The following is a 17,987-nucleotide window of genomic DNA, read 5'->3' as shown; positions in this document are numbered from 1 at the left end:
TAGTTGCGATTAAGAATTTAGATTTTTTATTCCGCACAATTTACCTACATTTATGCAAATCAATCAATTATGCTAAAAAAAGTCTTTGGAAGTGCCGTTTTTGGCGTTGAAGCTACAACAATTACAGTAGAAGTAAACGTGGATAAAGGCGTAGGCTATCATTTAGTAGGTTTGCCAGATAATGCTATTAAAGAAAGCAATTTTAGAATAGCTGCTGCACTTCAAAATAACGGTTTTAAAATTCCAGGAAAGAAAATTATAATTAATATGTCTCCAGCCGATTTACGCAAGGAGGGAAGTGCATACGATTTAACGCTAGCCATGGGGATTCTGACAGCCACTAATCAAATAAAAGCCGATGATCTAGAGAATTATGTTATTATGGGCGAATTGTCTTTAGATGGAACCTTGCAGCCCATAAAAGGCGCGTTGCCCATTGCTATTAAAGCACACGAAGAAGGTTTTAAAGGCTTTATTTTGCCAAGCCAAAATGCAAAAGAAGCTGCTATCGTTTCTGGTTTTAATGTATATGGTGTGGATAATATTACGCAAGTCATTAATTATTTTGATAAAGGCGAAGCTTTAGAGCAAACTATTATTGATGTGAAGGAAGAATTTAATAAAAGTCTTAATTTTCCTGAATTCGATTTTGCTGATGTTAAAGGTCAAGAAGGTATAAAACGTTGTATGGAAATTGCGGCAGCTGGAGGTCATAACATTATATTAATTGGTCCACCAGGTGCTGGAAAAACGATGCTTGCCAAACGTTTACCTAGTATTTTACCACCTATGACCTTGCAAGAAGCCTTGGAAACTACTAAAATTCATTCTGTAGTTGGTCGCGTAAAAGAAAATACAGGTTTAATGGCTCAACGGCCTTTTAGAAGTCCTCACCACACAATTTCAAATGTCGCTTTAGTTGGTGGCGGAAGCTACCCACAACCGGGCGAAATTTCCATGTCCCATAACGGTGTTTTATTTTTAGATGAACTACCAGAATTTAAGCGCGATGTTTTAGAAGTCATGCGCCAACCTTTGGAGGATCGGGAAGTGACAATTTCTAGAGCCAAGTTTACGGTTACTTATCCATGTTCGTTTATGTTAGTAGCCAGTATGAATCCGAGTCCAAGCGGTTATTTTAACGATCCTAGTGCGCCGGTAACGTCATCCCCAGCAGAAATGCAACGCTACTTGAGCAAAGTTTCTGGACCTCTATTGGATCGAATTGATATCCATATTGAAGTGACGCCAGTACCTTTTGAAAAACTATCTGATGAACGCAAAGGAGAAGGTTCCATAGATATTAGAAAACGTGTTACAGAAGCTAGAGAGAGGCAAACCGATCGTTTTGTAGAATCCGAAAGCGTACATTATAATGCGCAAATGAATGTTAAGCAAATTAGAAAACATTGCCGATTAGATGATACATCCAAAGAACTTTTAAAAACCGCAATGGAACGTTTAAATTTATCTGCTCGTGCTTACGACAGGATTTTAAAAGTATCCCGAACCATTGCCGATTTAGAAGCAAGTCCACACATAAATGGGTCGCATATTAGTGAAGCTATTCAGTACCGCAGTTTAGATCGTGATGGCTGGTTAGGTTAGGTAAAGTCTTTCTGACAAGTTAAATGGTAAATATTAGATATTATGAGAATTGAAAACTTACTGATTTTACATTTAAAGTCTAAAACAGGTCTATTCACATTCTTTTTTATAAATTTAACTTTTAAATTAGCTAACTAATCAACCATGAAAAATTTATCCTTATTTATTGTAGGCATCATCATTGGTGCTTTAGTCACGTATTATTTTGTTTTTAATTCTGAAATTAGTAAAAACGTCAGTAGTACAGATCCAGCATTATTTAGTAAAGTGAGTATGAAACCTAAGGGCATCATTACATCTGAACAAGCTAAAAAATTAGATAATGCTTTTAACGATAGACACAAACTCATCAGTGATTCCATTGTTAAGCGTCCAGATAACCGTTCGGCTTGGTGGTCCTTGGAGGATGTGCGGAATTATTTAAAACATGCTGAAACTCAAACACAAGAACTAGGCTATAAAATGGATGGAATTCGAGTATATTTAGGTGCGTATCCAGATACAAAGGAGAAAGGTGGTGGCTATACAACTATGTTTTTTATACCTACAGGCATGAAAGCGTTGTCTAAAGGATCTAGTATACCATTTAATTTTCAGAATGGAGGCGAAGACATTCCTGGAGGAGATGGCTTGAATGTGGGAGGATTAGGAGACCCACCTTCTGCCAGCTATCCACAATAACCTCGTAATTGTTAACCCTTAAATAAATTATTTTAATTTGAAATTCTTATGTATGTTGTTTATTAACTTTAGTTGTTCTAATGATGACGTTAAAGTTACTAATAATGATGATGCCTTGTCACCCAGGAAATTTAAAGCATCTTATGGTATTATTTCGCCAGAGCGAGCCCAAGAATTAAATAATAATTGGTCGGCTATACATGCAAACGCCATTGAGGCTGCTATCGGAAAACCGGACAATCGTTCGGTAAAATTTTCGCTACAAGATATAAGAGCATATCTGGATTATACTGAAAATCAAGCTCAAGATTTGGGTTATGATATGGATGGTGTCCGTATTTATATTGCCTTATGGTGAAAATGAAACAAATGGTAAGGCAGGTCAAGCTACGGTATTTTTAGTACCAACCGGAAATAGAAATATGTATGATTCCTTTCTTACGTGAAGAAGGCGGTGGCATTCCTTGTGGTGATGGATTGTATATGGGTAGTGATGGTGATCCACCAAGTGCCAATTACCAACAATAATCTCTAAAAATGAAGGAGTTTTTAAGCCAAAATTATTTTTTAATTACGCATACAGTTGAATTTTTAGCGGCAGTTACTGGCTTATTCTTTTATAAAAAGTATAAATCAACTGCTGTTATTTATTTTATATGGTTTCTTGTTTATAGCTCACTTTCAGATTTAACATCAAGGTATCCAAGATTTTTTCATTATTTGGAAATTTTTGATAGTATTGAGAATACCATCTTTGAAAAGAATTATTGGTATGCTACTATATTTTGGTTTATTGGCAGTACTATATTTTACGTTTTCTATTTTCAGAAAATAATTCATAAAATTCTATTGAAAAATTTTTTAAATTTTATAAAATGGTTATTTATCATATTATCTATACTTTTTTTAATTATTTATTTTGAAAATTTATATTTGGGAACTATCCCTATTATACACATTATGTCAACTATAGTGGTTGTTATCGCTACCAGTTTATATCTTTATGAAATTTTAAATAGTGATACCATTCTAAATTTCTACAAATCCATCAACTTTTATATAAGTGTTACCGTATTAATTTGGTGGTTAATTACCACGCCATTGGTTTTTTATGAGATCTATTTTTCAACTGCGGATTGGAATTTTGTGTTTTTAAAATATCAAATTTTTCTGTTTGCTAATGTATTTATGTACTTAAGTTTTACTTTAGCCTTAATTTTTTGCCAACCAAAGTATGATTAATAATTTACCTCTTAAAGTGTTTCAAGAAATATCTGTCTCAACAGCCGCTGAACGCTATTTGTTAGTCTACATGATAGGTGTTCTACTTATTATTTGTACGCTTATTATTTTGATTTTTATATTTTTTAATAAACGTAAAAATAAATTATTATTAGATAAAATTGAACGCGAACAAGCGTTTCAAGAAGAATTAACCAGTACCCAAATTGAAATTCAAGAACAAACACTAAAAAATATTGGTCAGGAGTTACATGATAATATCGGTCAGTTATTATCTGTTGCCAATATGCAAATGAGTATTATGAATACCCAAGTTCAGGAAGGTATTAGGGAGCAATTCACAGAAACGAAGAATGTCGTTAAAGAAAGTTTAAGTGAAGTGCGTGCGCTTTCTAAATCCTTAAATAGTGATGTGATTATTAATAAGGGTTTTCAGAAATCAGTTGAAAATGAAATCTCTCGGTTAAACAAATTAAAATTATTGTCGGCTAATCTAGAAATTATTGGTGATGAAACGTTGTTTAGTAATTCAAAAGACAGCATTATCTTATTCCGTATTATTCAAGAGTTTATTTCGAATACCGTTAAATATGCGTCTGCCGCTAGTTTATTTGTGAGATTAGAATATCAAAAAGAAAGCTTATTGATTAAAATTTTAGATGATGGGAAAGGCTTTGATATCGCTTCCGCAGAAAAAGGTTCAGGTTTAATTAATATGAAAAGTCGAGCAGATTTAATTCATGCTGATTTAAAATTACATTCAGCCATAAAACAAGGAACCAAATTAGAATTACAGTATCCATATCGTGAAGAAACGATGTTAACTTTCTAAACAGGCATCCCAAACAGGATCTTTTGGTAATGCTGCGGTAACATCAATAACATGGTTAGAAACGGGATGTGTAAACTTTAAATATCTGGCGTGCAAACTAATACTACCATCGGGATTGCTTCGGTTAAAGCCGTACTTTAAGTCGCCTTTTATTGGACTTCCAATACTTGCCAATTGTACTCGAATTTGATGATGTCTACCGGTTTCTAAAGATACTTCAACTAAAACGTAATTATCTAATTGTTTTAAAACTTGATAGTGTAAGATAGCCTTTTTACTATCTGGAGATTTATTAGGAAAGGCTGTCGATTTATTATTCTTAGGATTCTTTCGTAACCAATGCGTTAACGTATCGGCTTGTTTTTCCGGTACATTTTTAACCAAAGCCCAATAGGTTTTATCGGCTTTTCTGTCTACAAATAATTTGTTAAGTCGCGGTAATGCTTTACTGGTTTTTGCAAACATAACGACACCAGTTGTGGGTCTATCCAAACGATGAACCACCCCCAAATATACGTTTCCTGGTTTGTTGTATTTATCTTTTATATAGTCTTTCACAACGTCGCTTAACGGAGTGTCACCCGTTTTATCGCCTTGAACAATATCACCAGCACGTTTATTGACAATTATTAAGTGATTGTCTTCGTAGAGAACTTGGAGATTTGATTTGTTGGATAGGGTTTTCGACACGAATTATTAAATTTTACTTGACACGGATTTCACGGATGTTATAGCGCGGAAATTCACAAAGAATACCACAGAGATTCGCGGAGAATTGCTCACGAACTTTTAAACTTTAGTTCTTTAGGTCCTTGCGATAAAAAAATCTAAATTACCTACTGTAAACCGCGATTGATTATTGAACACTGTCTAAAGCAACTACAAACTGAACACTAATACTGCTCATCGTCATTTGGAAAGTCAACCGACTTAACATCTTTCGCATATTGTGAAATAGCATTGGTCATATCTTCATACAAATTCATATAACGACGTAAAAAACGTGGGTTGAATTCGTGGGTCATACCAATCATATCATGTAAAACTAAAACTTGACCATCCACACCTTTTCCTGCGCCAATTCCTATGACAGGAATACTGACACTTTCGGCAACTTCTTGTGCTAATTTCGCAGGGATTTTTTCTAAAACAATAGAAAAACAACCAGCTCTTTCAAGCATTAAAGCATCTTCTTTTAGTTTCTCAGCTTCTTCATCTTCTTTGGCGCGAACTGTATATGTTCCAAATTTATAAATAGATTGTGGCGTTAATCCTAAATGGCCCATAACAGGAATTCCAGCATTTAAAATACGCTTGATAGAGTCCTTAACTTCCTTTCCTCCTTCTAATTTAACGGCATGTCCGCCACTTTCTTTCATAATACGAATAGCAGAGCGTAAGGCTTCTTTAGGGTCACTTTGGTAACTTCCAAAAGGCAAATCTACAACAACCAAAGCGCGCTCAACTGCACGAACTACAGAAGATGCATGATAAATCATATGATCTAGAGTAATAGGTAAGGTCGTTTCATGACCAGCCATTACATTACTTGCAGAATCACCAACAAGAATAACATCTATCCCAGCGCCATCAACAATTTTTGCCATGGTATAATCATAGGCAGTTAACATGGATATTTTTTCGCCTTTGGCTTTCATATCCACTAATGTTTTAACTGTAATTCGTTTGTACTGTTTTTTTGCGACTGACATATGTTTTGTTTAAAATGCGTGTAAAATTAATAAATTTAGAATTGATATGATTAAATTTATAATTATTTCAATCCATTTATTGGTTCAAAAAGCAAATTCGGAATCATTCCAATTAATAATATAAATACAGAATGAAATTAGTTTTGTTTTATTTATAACCGATTAACAATCCGTTATATTGACACTTACTGCTAATCCACCTTCACTCGTTTCTTTATATTTGGAATTCATGTCCTTAGCGGTTTCCCACATAGTTTGAACCACTTTATCCAATGGTACTTTTACGTTTTTAGGATCCGTATCTAATGCTAATTCAGCAGCATTAATGGCTTTTATAGCGCCCATAGAATTTCGTTCAATACATGGTATTTGTACTAAACCTCCAATAGGATCGCAGGTAAGACCTAAATGATGCTCCATAGCAATTTCGGCAGCAATTAAAACTTGATCCGGTGTTCCGCCTAATAATTCACATAATGCACCAGCTGCCATGGCAGACGATACACCAATTTCAGCTTGACAACCTCCCATAGCGGCAGAAATAGTGGCTCCTTTTTTAAAGATAGAACCAATTTCACCAGCTACTAATAAGAATTTTTTAATATGTTCAAAGTCAGCTTCATGGTTTTCAATTACCAAATAATACATTAAAACAGCAGGAATAACGCCAGCGCTTCCGTTAGTAGGTGCCGTAACTACACGACCTAATGCCGCATTAACTTCATTAACCGATAATGCAAAGCAGCTAACCCATTTTAATATAGATCGGAATTTAACTTCAGTTTGGCGAATACCTTGTAACCATGTTTCAGGTGAATCGTAAGGCACATCATTATTTAATTTCTCATGCATATCGAAAGCACGACGGCGCACATTTAAACCACCAGGTAAATTACCTTCGGTATGACAGCCTGTGTACATACACTCTAACATGGTATTCCAGATACGTTTTAATTCGAAATCGATTTCTTCTTCACTACGTAAAGATTTTTCGTTTTCTAAAACAACACTTGAAACTGGTAAATTTAATTGCTTACAAAACTCTAATAATTTCACGCCATTTTCAACAGGATAAGGAAATGTGCGATAGAATGTTTCTTTTTTGGCTTTGGAGTTTTTACGCTCTTCTTGAACTACAAAACCACCCCCAATGGAGTAGTAATAAGCATGTGATTTTTTACCATTAATTTCTGCCGTAAACCGCATACCGTTTGCATGGTATGGTAAAAACTTTCTATTGAAAATAATATCGGTTTTCGGATTAAAATCGACTGTACGTTCGCCATTAAAACTTATTTTATTAGTATTATTTATTTCTGCAATAATACCATCAATAGAATCCACTGGAATATATTCGGGATCGCCACCACTTAAGCCTAGCATAACGGCGAAATCGGTAGCATGACCTTTACCAGTTAAGGATAAAGAGCCATATAGATCGACTGTAATTCTTTCTACTTTTTCAAACTTATTATCAGTTTTCAAATCGGCTATCCAACGTTCGGCAGCACGCCAGGGTCCTAGTGTGTGAGAACTGGAAGGACCAACACCAATTTTTAGCATATCAAATACAGAAATACACTCCATGTAGCAATAGTTTTTAGTTTTAAAGCAAAGATACAGTTAGTTTATGATGTTTCTTAAAGAAACCCATGGATATTCAAAACAGAATTTAATAGATTTTTAATCTACCGTTTATCAAAATGTGTAATATTATAATGTGCCATCACAGCATTGATATCGCTGAAGTCTTGTCTGCCAACATTATCAGCAGGAACAACAACAACACGGAATACGCGATTATTTGTCCAAGAAATATCGAGCGTATTAAAATCTATGGTTCCATCTAAAAAAATACTGACTTCAGTTTGAGTGAAATCGTAATTATAGACCAAAGTACCGTTATTAAATTCCACTGTTTGAGGCAATAAACGCCAAACATCTTGACCGTTATTTACTTCCCAAAGAATATAAACTAAAGTTATATCAGAAGAAAGGGTGTTAAAACCATAAGGTTCGAAAAACTCAAAATTATTAGCTGCCGTAAAATCGAGCTCTATTTCGAAAGAAGGCGCAACAATAGTTTCCCCATCAATTCCATCATTCCCTTGCAATCCGGGGGAGCCTGGAGGACCTTGTGGCCCTTCGCAAGACGTTATAAGTAAAGCAGATACAAATAATACAGCTATAAGATTTTTCATAATCATTTTTTATTAGAACTTAAAAGTAGTGATAATTCCATATAACGTCGTGTTTTTGTTTATAATTAACAAAGAGTTCTGACAAGGTGTCATATTTTTTGTCATGGCACAATCCTTGTCTTATACTATTCGAAATCAAAAAGAATATAACGTTTCCAGGGTCACTTGGAAAAATACAAATTAAAAGAACATATATATTATGAGTAAAATTATTGGAATCGATTTAGGTACAACCAACTCTTGTGTTTCTGTAATGGAAGGTAATGAGCCAGTTGTAATACCAAATGCAGAAGGCAAAAGAACAACGCCATCTGTAATCGCTTTCGTTGAAGGCGGAGAAATTAAAGTTGGAGATCCAGCAAAACGTCAAGCCGTAACCAATCCAACAAAAACGGTTTATTCTATTAAGCGTTTTATGGGTAATAAGTTTTCTGAATCTTCAAAAGAAGCAGGACGCGTACCTTACAAAGTAGTAAAAGGTGACAATGACACACCACGTGTGGATATTGATGGTCGTTTATATACGCCACAAGAATTATCAGCTATGATTCTTCAGAAAATGAAGAAAACTGCTGAAGATTATTTAGGTCAAGATGTAACACGTGCTGTAATTACAGTACCTGCTTACTTTAATGACTCACAACGTCAAGCAACTAAAGAAGCTGGTGAAATTGCAGGTTTAAAAGTAGAACGTATTATTAACGAACCTACTGCTGCTGCTTTAGCATACGGAATGGATAAGAAAGGAACTGACCAAAAAATCGTAGTTTTCGATTTTGGTGGTGGAACTCATGATGTATCTATTTTAGAATTAGGTGATGGTGTTTTTGAAGTATTATCAACTGAAGGTGATACCCATTTAGGTGGTGATGATGTAGATGAGAAAATCATTGATTGGTTAGCTGACGAATTTAAATCTGAAGAAGATATTGATTTACGTAAAGACCCAATGGCTTTACAACGTTTAAAAGAAGCTGCTGAAAAAGCGAAGATTGAATTATCATCTACTGCACAAACAGAAATTAATTTACCATATGTAACGGCTACTGCAAGTGGACCAAAACACTTGGTACGAACATTATCACGTTCTAAATTTGAGCAGTTAATTGACGATTTAGTTAAGCGTACAATCGCACCTTGTGCATCTGCTATGAAAGCAGCAGGTTTAACGAAAAGTGATATTGATGAAATTATTTTAGTAGGTGGATCAACGCGTATTCCTGCAGTTCAGGAAGCTGTTGAGAAATTTTTCGGTAAAAAACCAAGTAAAGGTGTAAATGCTGATGAAGTAGTGTCATTAGGAGCTGCTATTCAAGGTGGTGTTTTAACAGGTGATGTTAAAGATGTACTTTTATTAGATGTTACACCATTATCATTAGGTATTGAAACAATGGGTAACGTAATGACGAAACTTATTGAAGCCAACACGACTATTCCGACTAAAAAATCGCAAGTATTCTCTACAGCGGCCGATAATCAGCCATCTGTTGAAATACATGTGTTACAAGGAGAGCGTGCTATGGCAGCCGATAATAAAACAATTGGACGTTTCCATTTAGATGGTATTCCACCATCTCAACGTGGTACACCTCAAATTGAAGTAACGTTTGACATTGATGCCAACGGTATCATTAAGGTATCTGCAACGGATAAAGCGACGAATAAAACACAAGATATTCGTATTGAAGCATCTTCAGGTTTATCAGAAGAAGATATTAAGAAAATGAAAGCTGATGCTGAAGCAAATGCAGATGCAGATGCCAAAGCAAAAGAAACTGCTGAAAAATTGAATAGTGCTGACGCTATGATTTTCCAAACGGAAAGTCAGCTGAAAGAATTTGGTGAGAAATTATCTGACGATAAGAAAAAGCCAATTGAAGATGCACTTGAAGAATTGAAGACTGCTTACGAAACAAAAGATATCGCAGTTATTGATCCAGCTTTAGAGAAAATCAACGAAGCATGGAAAGTAGCAAGCGAAGAAATGTACAAAGCACAAGGTGAAGGTCAACCAGAAGGTGGTCAAGCTGGTCCAGATGCTTCAGGACAATCTGAAGATGAAGGTAGCGATGTAGAAGATGTTGACTTCGAAGAAGTGAAATAATTAAATTGATATTGTAATGTTGAGCCCAATTGAAAGGCCTTAAAAAGCAATATTATATTAGTATTAAAAACGCAATCTCCCGATAATTACCGGTGTAGATTGCGTTTTTTTTTATTTATAATTGTTAAAAAAGTTATCTTCGAAACATATAAGAATTACAGCTAAATGTACCAAATACTAAAGAAAAAAATAAAAAGCGTCTTACCCAGTAAATTCATAGAGAAAAATGAGGGCTTTTTTAGAAGTATTATTGCATTCTTTTACAGAGGAAATACCCACCAATGTAATATGTGTGATTTTAAATTATCCAAATTTGTTAGAACAGAAAACTTCGATAAACTTTGTCCAAAATGTGGCAGTGTTGCTCGAAATAGAAGATTATATACCATACTTGAAAATACGTTAGAAAATAAAAGAATATTTTACTTTTCACCTTCTAAAAGCATGAAAAGTAAAATAGAGAAATATAATACTTGCGAGTATATAACATCAGATTATTTGGGTGAGTTTAAGACTATGAAAACGCTCAACATCGAAGCGATTGATGAGCCAGACAATTACTATGATGTTGTATTATGTTATCATGTTTTAGAGCACGTTTTGCAAGATAAAAAAGCCATGCATGAACTATATAGAATATTAAAAACAAAAGGCTTGTGTTATGTACAAACGCCTTTTAAAGCTGGAGAAATCTATAAAAATCATTCCATTACAACTGAAAAAGAACTTTTACAGCATTTTGGCCAAGAAGATCATTTAAGAGTATATTCAGTTTCAGGATTATCTAAAAGATTAGAAGAATCTGGTTTTAAAACAGAAGTTTTATCCTTTAATGAAACTGCTGACAATTACTTTGGATTTTCAGAAAATGAAAACATTATTCTAGCGCAGAAGTCTTAAGTTTTTACATCAAATAAACTATGCGTGCATAATAAATTTAATTACATTTGCATTCGTTATTTAAATCTCACAGGTTTTAGAAAGCTGTAAGGTCCATTAAAAATTTAAAAATGTCTACACAACTCACAAAACTTCTTAAAATAAAACACCCAATTATCATAGCACCAATGTTTTTGGTGTCCAATACCGCAATGGTTATAGAAGGCATGAAAAGTGGCGTTGCTGGTTGTATTCCCGCTTTAAACTACCGCACTTTAGACGAGTTACGTGAAGCTATTTTAGAATTAAAAGAAGCGAAAGCAAAAGCTAGCCAGCCGGATGGCACGGGAGGATCGTTTGGATTTAACCTAATTGTAAACAAATCTAACGTTAAATACCTTGAGCAGTTACGCGTAATTTGCGAAGAGGGTTGCGATTTTATAATTACCTCTCTTGGAAGTCCTGAAGAAACTATTAGAGAAGCACACGCTGTTGGTATTAAAGTATTATGTGATGTTACCGATTTACATTTCGCTAAAAAAGTAGAGCAGCTCGGAGCCGATGCTGCCATTGCGGTAAATAGCGAAGCAGGTGGTCATCGTGGAAATTTATCACCGGAAGAATTAATCCTTTTACTTAAAAAAGAAATATCTATTCCTGTTATCTCTGCAGGTGGTGTTGGCTGCAAAGCGGATATGGATAAAATGATGAGTTATGGAGCTGACGGCGTTTCTGTGGGAAGTCCATTTATTGCCTCAATAGAAGCTGGTGTAACCGACGATTATAAGCAAGCGTGTGTGAATTATGGCGCCAAAGATATCGTCATGACAGAGCGTATTTCCGGAACGCCATGTACCGTTATTAACACACCTTATGTTCAGAAAATTGGAACCAAATCTACTGGAATCGAAAAGCTATTAAATAAAAACAAAACGCTTAAAAAATGGGTTAAAATGGTTCGTTTTTATATTGGTATGAAAGCTACAGAAAAAGCAGCTAAAGAAGCAACGTATAAAACGGTTTGGGTTGCTGGACCAAGTATTGAACATACTAAAGCTATTTTACCAACACGAGAGATTATCCAAAATCTGATTAGCTAAATATTAAACCAGACTGTTTATAATTTCAACATTTACTTCATGTTTACCTTGAAAAGGTACTAATTGTAAACGTTTGCCAAATAATTCTTGCGCACGCTTTTCTTCATAATTCATACGTTCATCATTTAAATACTCATCAGAATCACCATATATTAGGGAAACCTTGGTTGTTTCACTTAAGTAGTCAAAATCATTCTCCGTTAATTCTTTAGGAATACCGCCAGAATGCAACACTAATTGGGCACACTTTAATTGCCGTTTCACTAAATACCGTGTGGCAACACTTACACCTTGGGAATACCCTAAAACTATAAGATTCACATCCTCTGGAATTGCTTCGGCTTCTAAAACCGAATCAAAATAACGCATAATATTCTCGGTTTCTTTAACCGTATTTTCTTTGGTTAACCAACTGGAGCCAACATGTTTGAATTTAGGAGGAATATAGTATTTACTTTGGGCTTGTGGTGCAATAATATAATTTTCTTCAGCAGATAATGCTTGAAAATACCGTAAAAAATACCGACTTAAAAAACCCATGCCATGGCAAACAAACCAAACGTTTTTTGTGGAAGCGGTTAGCGTATTTAAAGTGGCATAACTATTTGTGGTGGTATAGGATATTTCCTTTTCGGTTAAATTCATTTTGTAGCGCGTGTTTTTGTACTTTTACATTTGGATTTAAAAATACAGTATTTTATGTCAATATCTAAAGAAGCCAAACTTAAACAAATCAATGCGGTTTGCAAAAATACCTTAATGGAAACTCTGGAAATTACGATTTCGGATTTTGGAGATGATTTCCTAATTGCTAAAATGCCTGTTAATTCGCGCGTATATCAACCAGATGGTGTTTTACATGGTGGCGCGACAGCAGCATTAGCGGAAAGTGTTGGTAGTTTTGCTTCGCATTTATTTTCAAATTTAGATGAAGTATTTGTTCGTGGTATTGAAATTACGGCCAATCACGTAAAAAGTGTAACCGAAGGCCATGTTTATGCAAAAGCGACTTTTTTACATAAGGGTAGAACCACGCAACTTTTAGATATTCGTGTGACTGACGATGATGACAATTTGATTTCAATTTGCCGACTTTCAACTATTTCTTTACCACGAAAAAAATAAGCTATGACTTTTACGACTTTTTTTGAGCGACTTCAAGATCAGTTTGCCAACAATTTACCTTTTGCTGCCTATAGAAACCCAGGTGCCACTGCTATAAAATCTTTTTTACAGAATGATAATACACTTTATAAAACGACAGATTTTACGGAAAGTGGATTCGTTTTTGCGCCATTTAATTTAGAAGATCCTAGTGTTTTAATTCCTGTAGATGCATCTGAAATTATGGAATGTGATTCCCTTGATTTTAAAGTTAAAAAAAGCACAAATTCAACTTCTGAAGCGACTCAAATAATAAAGGAATCTTCCGCAAAGCAAGATCATATTGAACTTGTAGAAAAAGGTGTCGAAGCCATTCTTGATGATGCTTTTGAAAAAGTGGTATTATCCAGAAAAGAAGCAGTTACAATTTCAGAAGCACAACAGATTGAAGTATTTAAAAAATTACTATCTGCCTATCCAACCGCTTATGTTTACATATGGTTTCATCCACAAATAGGGTTGTGGTTAGGCGCTACACCAGAAACCTTACTACACGTAGAAAATAAGCAAGTAAAAACTATGGCACTCGCGGGTACGCAAGTTTATAAAGATACCACCGATGTTATTTGGCAGGAAAAGGAATTACATGAGCAACAAATAGTTACTGATTTTATAGTTTCAGGTCTAAAGAATCATCTGGAATCTATTACAGTTTCAGACGTGGAAACAACAAAAGCAGGAAGTTTACTGCATTTAAAAACGCATATTTCAGGGCGCATCAATTCCGAAGAGTCAGGTTTAAAGAATATTATAAAAACGTTACATCCAACACCGGCGGTTTGTGGAATGCCAAAAGAAATTGCTAAAAGTTTTATCATTGAAAATGAACTTTATAAACGTACCTATTACTCTGGGTTTTTAGGAGAATTAAATCTTAAAAAATCAGTTTCCAGAAACTCCAATCGACGTAATGTTGAAAACAATGCCTACGCGAGTATTAAAACTGTTTCTAATTTATTTGTCAATCTTCGCTGTATGGAAATTCAAAATAATGAAGCCTTTATATATATAGGCGGCGGTATTACCGATGGATCTAATCCGACCAAGGAATGGGAGGAAACGGTGGCAAAATCTCAAACTATGAAAAAGGTATTACAATAATTTTTTTACAGTCCGCTATTTGTTATTTTTACCGTTAGAATCAACCTTAAATGCAATACCCAAAAATTCCGCTTGCTCAAACGATTATTCAGCTTTGTAAAGCTAAAAACGTTCAACACATAGTAATCTCTCCGGGTAGCCGAAATGCACCTATAACTCTTGGTTTTTCCAACGATGATTTCTTTACTTGTTACAGCATTGTGGACGAGCGTTGTGCTGCTTTTTTTGCTTTAGGAATTGCGCAGCAAATTCAAAAACCAGTTGCTGTTGTTTGTAGTTCTGGTAGTGCGCTTTTAAATTATTATCCAGCAGTTGCGGAGGCATATTATAGTCATATTCCATTAGTCGTTTTATCGGCAGACAGGCCAAAGCATTTAATTGGAATAGGAGATGGGCAAACCATTAATCAGCAGGATGTTTATAAAAACCATATACTTTATACGGCTAATTTGAGTTCTCAAATGGATGCTGAATTTAAAAACCGCGATGAAGACGAACCTGCTATTTTTAAAAATATTGAAAATAAACTTGAACGTCTTTTAGGAAGAAAACAGGAATTGCAGCAGGAAAATGAAACCGAAATTAATAAAGCGTTGAATAAAGCTTTATCGAAACGTGGACCTGTTCACATAAATATGCCTTTTCATGAGCCACTTTATGAATTAACGGATACTTTAATTGTAAACCCGAAAGTTATAGGTTTTGAAAAACGCCCTAGTAAAATAGACGATTTTATTTACAACCAATGCTTGGATGCATGGAACAGTTCAGCTAAAAAAATGGTTTTGGTAGGTGTTAATCCTCCAAATGCTGTTGAGCAAAAATGGTTAGACGAGTTAGTTAAGGATAATAGCGTTATTGTTTTTACAGAAACAACATCCAATATTCATAATCCTGGGTTTTTTAATAGTATTGATACCATGATTGCCTCTTTGGATGAGGAAGATTTCAAGGCTTTACAACCGGATATTCTACTTACTTTTGGAGGATTGATAGTTTCTAAAAAAATTAAAGACTATTTAAGAACATATCAGCCTAAAGAACATTGGCACATTGACAGGGATTATGCAAATGATACTTTTTTCTGTTTAGAAAAGCATATTGAAACAACACCGAATAATTTCTTTGAAACCTTTTTACCGCAAATCACACATTTTGTAAAAAGTGATTATAAAGCTACTTGGGAAGCGGTTAAAAATCACCGTAAAGAGAAGCATAGCGAATATTTAACCACAATTCCTTTTAGCGATTTTCAAGCTTTTGAAACCTTATTTAAAAGTCTACCACGCGGTATTGTGTTACAATTAGGAAACAGCTCCACAATTAGGTACGCTCAACTTTTCGATATTCATAAATCCATACAAGTGTTCTGTAATCGCGGTACAAGTGGTATTGATGGTAGTACATCAACTGCTATTGGTTGTGCGGTAAGTAACACCAAGCAAACCGTTTTTATTACTGGCGATTTAAGCTTTTTTTACGACAGTAATGCTTTATGGAATAATTATATTCCAGCAAATTTTAGGATTGTTATAATCAATAATCAGGGTGGTGGTATTTTTAGAATTTTACCAGGAAATACAGATTCCGAAAATTTTGAAAACTTCTTTGAAACAAAACATGATTTAACAGCTAAGCATCTTGCTAGCATGTATGGTTTTCAATATGTAACCGCATCCAATGCCATACAGGTTAAAAATAAATTAAAGGATTTTTATAGTGAGTCCGAAAAGCCTAAAATATTGGAGATATTTACACCTAGAACGGTAAACGATGAAGTTTTACTGAATTATTTCAAGTTTGTTAAGTAATTTTCTTTTAAATTAACTAGATATTATTTATATTTAGATCAAAGAGTGATTTTTTAATTTAAATGCAAAATAAAATGAGTAAGAGAGACGATTTAATCACCAAATACGCAGCCGATTTAAAAGATAAAATTGGTGTAACTGCAGATATGGACTTATTAACTAAAGTAACTATTGGTTGTGGACCATCAATTTACAATGCAGATGCTGCAACAGTATCGGCTACAGATCCAGCTGAATTAGCTACGGTAAAGAATAATTTCTTAATTAAGAAGCTAGGCTTAAAAGATAGTCCAGAATTAGATAAAGCAATTGATTCAGTCATGGAACAATACGGCAAATCAAACCGAAATAAGTACAGAGCAGTTGTTTATTATTTATTAACGAAACATTTCAAAAAAGAAGGTATTTACTAAATATTAGTAAAACTTCATAAATATAAAATTTCAAATTTTAAAAACGTCACTTGTTTCAAGTGACGTTTTTTTTATGGACAAAAGTGATTTTAAAATTACCATATCTAAATCCAATAAACAGATGTGCTTAGTATCCTATAAAATATTATCTTTGTGCCATGATAAAAATTGGAGAATACAATACATTAGAAATATTACGGGAAACAGAACCTGGATTGTTTTTAGAAGACGATGAAGGCAATGAAGTATTATTGCCAAACCGCTATGTACCGAAGGAATTTAAAATTTGGGATAAGCTGGATGTATTTGTGTATCTAGATAATGAAGAACGACTAGTTGCCGTTACCGATAAGCCTTATATAATGCGCGGTGAGTTTGCTGTATTACGCTGTAATGCAGTTACCGATCATGGTGCTTTTTTAGACTGGGGAATGGTTAAAGAATTATTCTGTCCGTTTAGAGAGCAAGCTTTTAGTATGAAAAAAGGCGGCTGGTATTTAGTTTATTGTTTTCTAGATGACGAATCGAATCGTTTAGTGGCTTCTAGTAAAACCAATCAGTTTTTAGATAATAAGGAATTAACTGTTGAACAATTTCAGGAAGTGGATTTAATAGTTTCGCATCCATCGGATATTGGCATGAATGTTATTGTAAACAAAATACATCAAGGCTTAATTTTTACCGATGATATTTTTCAAGATTTATCTATTGGTGATCGCTTAAAAGGTTTTGTTAAAAAAATACGTCCTGACAATAAGCTGGATATCGGTTTAGGTAAAATAGGATATAGAAGTATTGAGCCTAATGCTGATTTAATCATGAAAGAACTCGATGATCATGGTGGTTTTTTAAAGTTGACGGATAAATCTGATCCGGAAGCTATTAAAAATGCGCTTCAAATGAGTAAAAAGAGCTTTAAAAAAGCGATCGGTACACTTTATAAGCAAAAACTTATTGAAATTAAAGACGACGGAATTTATTTAGTAGAATAAGATTTTTCTGGTATATTCAATAACTAGAAAAGCATTTAAAAAAAAGTCATCAACTACGATTTAGAAGTTGATGACTTTTTTGTGTTTTAAAGCATTAGTAGTCTTAACTATGAAAGTTGTGAAGTAGAAAACTCAAAGAATGGATTT

At 34.2% G+C, this 17,987-nt stretch carries 17 protein-coding genes; 12 read left to right on the top strand and 5 right to left on the bottom strand.

Going from position 1 to position 17,987, the window contains the following annotated elements:
- Positions 1-69 precede the first annotated feature (69 nt).
- The 4 genes from BZARG_RS01720 (at position 70) to BZARG_RS01700 (ending at position 4,363) form a co-directional block, all read left to right on the top strand.
- On the top strand, positions 70-1,608 hold the full coding sequence (locus BZARG_RS01720; protein WP_008634285.1) for a YifB family Mg chelatase-like AAA ATPase: 1,539 nt from the start codon (positions 70-72) through the stop codon (positions 1,606-1,608).
- Between the two features lie 144 nt (positions 1,609-1,752).
- Complete coding sequence (locus tag BZARG_RS01715) at positions 1,753-2,289, top strand: hypothetical protein (RefSeq protein ID WP_008634424.1); 537 nt, start codon at positions 1,753-1,755, stop codon at positions 2,287-2,289.
- A 52-nt stretch (positions 2,290-2,341) separates the two neighbouring features.
- Entirely contained in the window at positions 2,342-2,647 is a 306-nt protein-coding gene (locus tag BZARG_RS01710; protein WP_008634159.1) for a hypothetical protein, read from the top strand.
- An 876-nt stretch (positions 2,648-3,523) separates the two neighbouring features.
- Positions 3,524-4,363, top strand: a complete 840-nt coding sequence (locus BZARG_RS01700; RefSeq protein ID WP_040287883.1) for a sensor histidine kinase — start codon at positions 3,524-3,526, stop codon at positions 4,361-4,363.
- On the opposite strand, the gene BZARG_RS01695 is transcribed toward BZARG_RS01700, so the two are convergent.
- The 4 genes from BZARG_RS01695 to BZARG_RS01680 form a co-directional block, all read right to left on the bottom strand.
- Positions 4,352-5,053: an RluA family pseudouridine synthase gene (locus tag BZARG_RS01695; protein WP_008634442.1), complete on the bottom strand. Its 702-nt coding sequence runs from the start codon at positions 5,051-5,053 to the stop codon at positions 4,352-4,354. The genes BZARG_RS01700 and BZARG_RS01695 overlap by 12 nt on opposite strands.
- A gap of 203 nt (positions 5,054-5,256) precedes the next feature.
- A complete protein-coding gene (gene panB, locus BZARG_RS01690) occupies positions 5,257-6,075 on the bottom strand; it encodes a 3-methyl-2-oxobutanoate hydroxymethyltransferase (protein ID WP_008634667.1) in 819 nt (272 codons plus the stop codon).
- A gap of 162 nt (positions 6,076-6,237) precedes the next feature.
- Positions 6,238-7,662 (bottom strand): L-serine ammonia-lyase, encoded by a 1,425-nt coding sequence (locus BZARG_RS01685; RefSeq protein WP_008634241.1) that lies wholly within the window; start codon positions 7,660-7,662, stop codon positions 6,238-6,240.
- 101 nt (positions 7,663-7,763) lie between these two features.
- Positions 7,764-8,276 carry a hypothetical protein gene (locus tag BZARG_RS01680; RefSeq protein ID WP_008634688.1) on the bottom strand — a complete coding sequence of 171 codons (513 nt, stop codon included), beginning with the start codon at positions 8,274-8,276 and terminating at the stop codon, positions 7,764-7,766.
- 199 nt (positions 8,277-8,475) lie between these two features.
- On the opposite strand from BZARG_RS01680, the gene dnaK reads away from it, so the two are divergent.
- The 3 genes from dnaK to BZARG_RS01665 all read left to right on the top strand — a co-directional run bounded on the left by dnaK (position 8,476) and on the right by BZARG_RS01665 (position 12,359).
- Positions 8,476-10,380, top strand: coding sequence for a molecular chaperone DnaK (gene dnaK / locus BZARG_RS01675; RefSeq protein ID WP_008634531.1), 1,905 nt, complete (start codon positions 8,476-8,478; stop codon positions 10,378-10,380).
- Positions 10,381-10,545: 165 nt separating this feature from the next.
- On the top strand, positions 10,546-11,280 hold the full coding sequence (locus tag BZARG_RS15725; RefSeq protein WP_008634695.1) for a class I SAM-dependent methyltransferase: 735 nt from the start codon (positions 10,546-10,548) through the stop codon (positions 11,278-11,280).
- Positions 11,281-11,390: 110 nt separating this feature from the next.
- A complete protein-coding gene (locus BZARG_RS01665; protein ID WP_008634487.1) occupies positions 11,391-12,359 on the top strand; it encodes an NAD(P)H-dependent flavin oxidoreductase in 969 nt (322 codons plus the stop codon).
- A gap of 3 nt (positions 12,360-12,362) precedes the next feature.
- Here BZARG_RS01665 and BZARG_RS01660 read toward each other — a convergent pair whose 3' ends face one another.
- Positions 12,363-13,004 carry an alpha/beta hydrolase gene (locus tag BZARG_RS01660; RefSeq protein ID WP_008634631.1) on the bottom strand — a complete coding sequence of 214 codons (642 nt, stop codon included), beginning with the start codon at positions 13,002-13,004 and terminating at the stop codon, positions 12,363-12,365.
- 54 nt (positions 13,005-13,058) lie between these two features.
- Here BZARG_RS01660 and BZARG_RS01655 point away from each other — a divergent pair, with 54 nt between their 5' ends.
- The 5 genes from BZARG_RS01655 to BZARG_RS01635 all read left to right on the top strand — a co-directional run bounded on the left by BZARG_RS01655 (position 13,059) and on the right by BZARG_RS01635 (position 17,840).
- Entirely contained in the window at positions 13,059-13,484 is a 426-nt protein-coding gene (locus BZARG_RS01655; protein ID WP_008634709.1) for a PaaI family thioesterase, read from the top strand.
- Between the two features lie 3 nt (positions 13,485-13,487).
- Positions 13,488-14,624: a chorismate-binding protein gene (locus tag BZARG_RS01650; protein WP_008634497.1), complete on the top strand. Its 1,137-nt coding sequence runs from the start codon at positions 13,488-13,490 to the stop codon at positions 14,622-14,624.
- 50 nt (positions 14,625-14,674) lie between these two features.
- Positions 14,675-16,435 (top strand): 2-succinyl-5-enolpyruvyl-6-hydroxy-3-cyclohexene-1-carboxylate synthase, encoded by a 1,761-nt coding sequence (gene menD, locus BZARG_RS01645; RefSeq protein ID WP_008634468.1) that lies wholly within the window; start codon positions 14,675-14,677, stop codon positions 16,433-16,435.
- A gap of 74 nt (positions 16,436-16,509) precedes the next feature.
- Positions 16,510-16,848 (top strand): DUF2853 family protein, encoded by a 339-nt coding sequence (locus BZARG_RS01640; RefSeq protein WP_008634713.1) that lies wholly within the window; start codon positions 16,510-16,512, stop codon positions 16,846-16,848.
- 158 nt (positions 16,849-17,006) lie between these two features.
- A complete protein-coding gene (locus BZARG_RS01635; RefSeq protein WP_008634261.1) occupies positions 17,007-17,840 on the top strand; it encodes a CvfB family protein in 834 nt (277 codons plus the stop codon).
- Positions 17,841-17,987 lie beyond the last annotated feature (147 nt).

Origin of the sequence: Bizionia argentinensis JUB59, from assembly GCF_000224335.1 — a bacterium.
In the GTDB taxonomy this organism is placed as follows: domain Bacteria; phylum Bacteroidota; class Bacteroidia; order Flavobacteriales; family Flavobacteriaceae; genus Algorimicrobium; species Algorimicrobium argentinense.
The sequence above is the reverse complement of the archived record's forward strand: the minus strand, read 5'-3'. Positions and strand labels throughout refer to the sequence as shown.

Coding starts and splice junctions, on each gene's coding strand:
- BZARG_RS01650 (WP_008634497.1), top strand. CDS start 13,488: ATGACTTTTACGACTTTTTTTGAGCGACTTCAAGATCAGTTTGCCAAC.
- BZARG_RS01655 (WP_008634709.1), top strand. CDS start 13,059: ATGTCAATATCTAAAGAAGCCAAACTTAAACAAATCAATGCGGTTTGC.
- BZARG_RS01635 (WP_008634261.1), top strand. CDS start 17,007: ATGATAAAAATTGGAGAATACAATACATTAGAAATATTACGGGAAACA.
- BZARG_RS01720 (WP_008634285.1), top strand. CDS start 70: ATGCTAAAAAAAGTCTTTGGAAGTGCCGTTTTTGGCGTTGAAGCTACA.
- BZARG_RS01685 (WP_008634241.1), bottom strand. CDS start 7,662: ATGGAGTGTATTTCTGTATTTGATATGCTAAAAATTGGTGTTGGTCCT.
- menD (WP_008634468.1), top strand. CDS start 14,675: ATGCAATACCCAAAAATTCCGCTTGCTCAAACGATTATTCAGCTTTGT.
- BZARG_RS01710 (WP_008634159.1), top strand. CDS start 2,342: ATGTTGTTTATTAACTTTAGTTGTTCTAATGATGACGTTAAAGTTACT.
- BZARG_RS01715 (WP_008634424.1), top strand. CDS start 1,753: ATGAAAAATTTATCCTTATTTATTGTAGGCATCATCATTGGTGCTTTA.
- BZARG_RS01680 (WP_008634688.1), bottom strand. CDS start 8,276: ATGAAAAATCTTATAGCTGTATTATTTGTATCTGCTTTACTTATAACG.
- BZARG_RS15725 (WP_008634695.1), top strand. CDS start 10,546: ATGTACCAAATACTAAAGAAAAAAATAAAAAGCGTCTTACCCAGTAAA.
- BZARG_RS01665 (WP_008634487.1), top strand. CDS start 11,391: ATGTCTACACAACTCACAAAACTTCTTAAAATAAAACACCCAATTATC.
- panB (WP_008634667.1), bottom strand. CDS start 6,075: ATGTCAGTCGCAAAAAAACAGTACAAACGAATTACAGTTAAAACATTA.
- dnaK (WP_008634531.1), top strand. CDS start 8,476: ATGAGTAAAATTATTGGAATCGATTTAGGTACAACCAACTCTTGTGTT.
- BZARG_RS01700 (WP_040287883.1), top strand. CDS start 3,524: ATGATTAATAATTTACCTCTTAAAGTGTTTCAAGAAATATCTGTCTCA.
- BZARG_RS01640 (WP_008634713.1), top strand. CDS start 16,510: ATGAGTAAGAGAGACGATTTAATCACCAAATACGCAGCCGATTTAAAA.
- BZARG_RS01660 (WP_008634631.1), bottom strand. CDS start 13,004: ATGAATTTAACCGAAAAGGAAATATCCTATACCACCACAAATAGTTAT.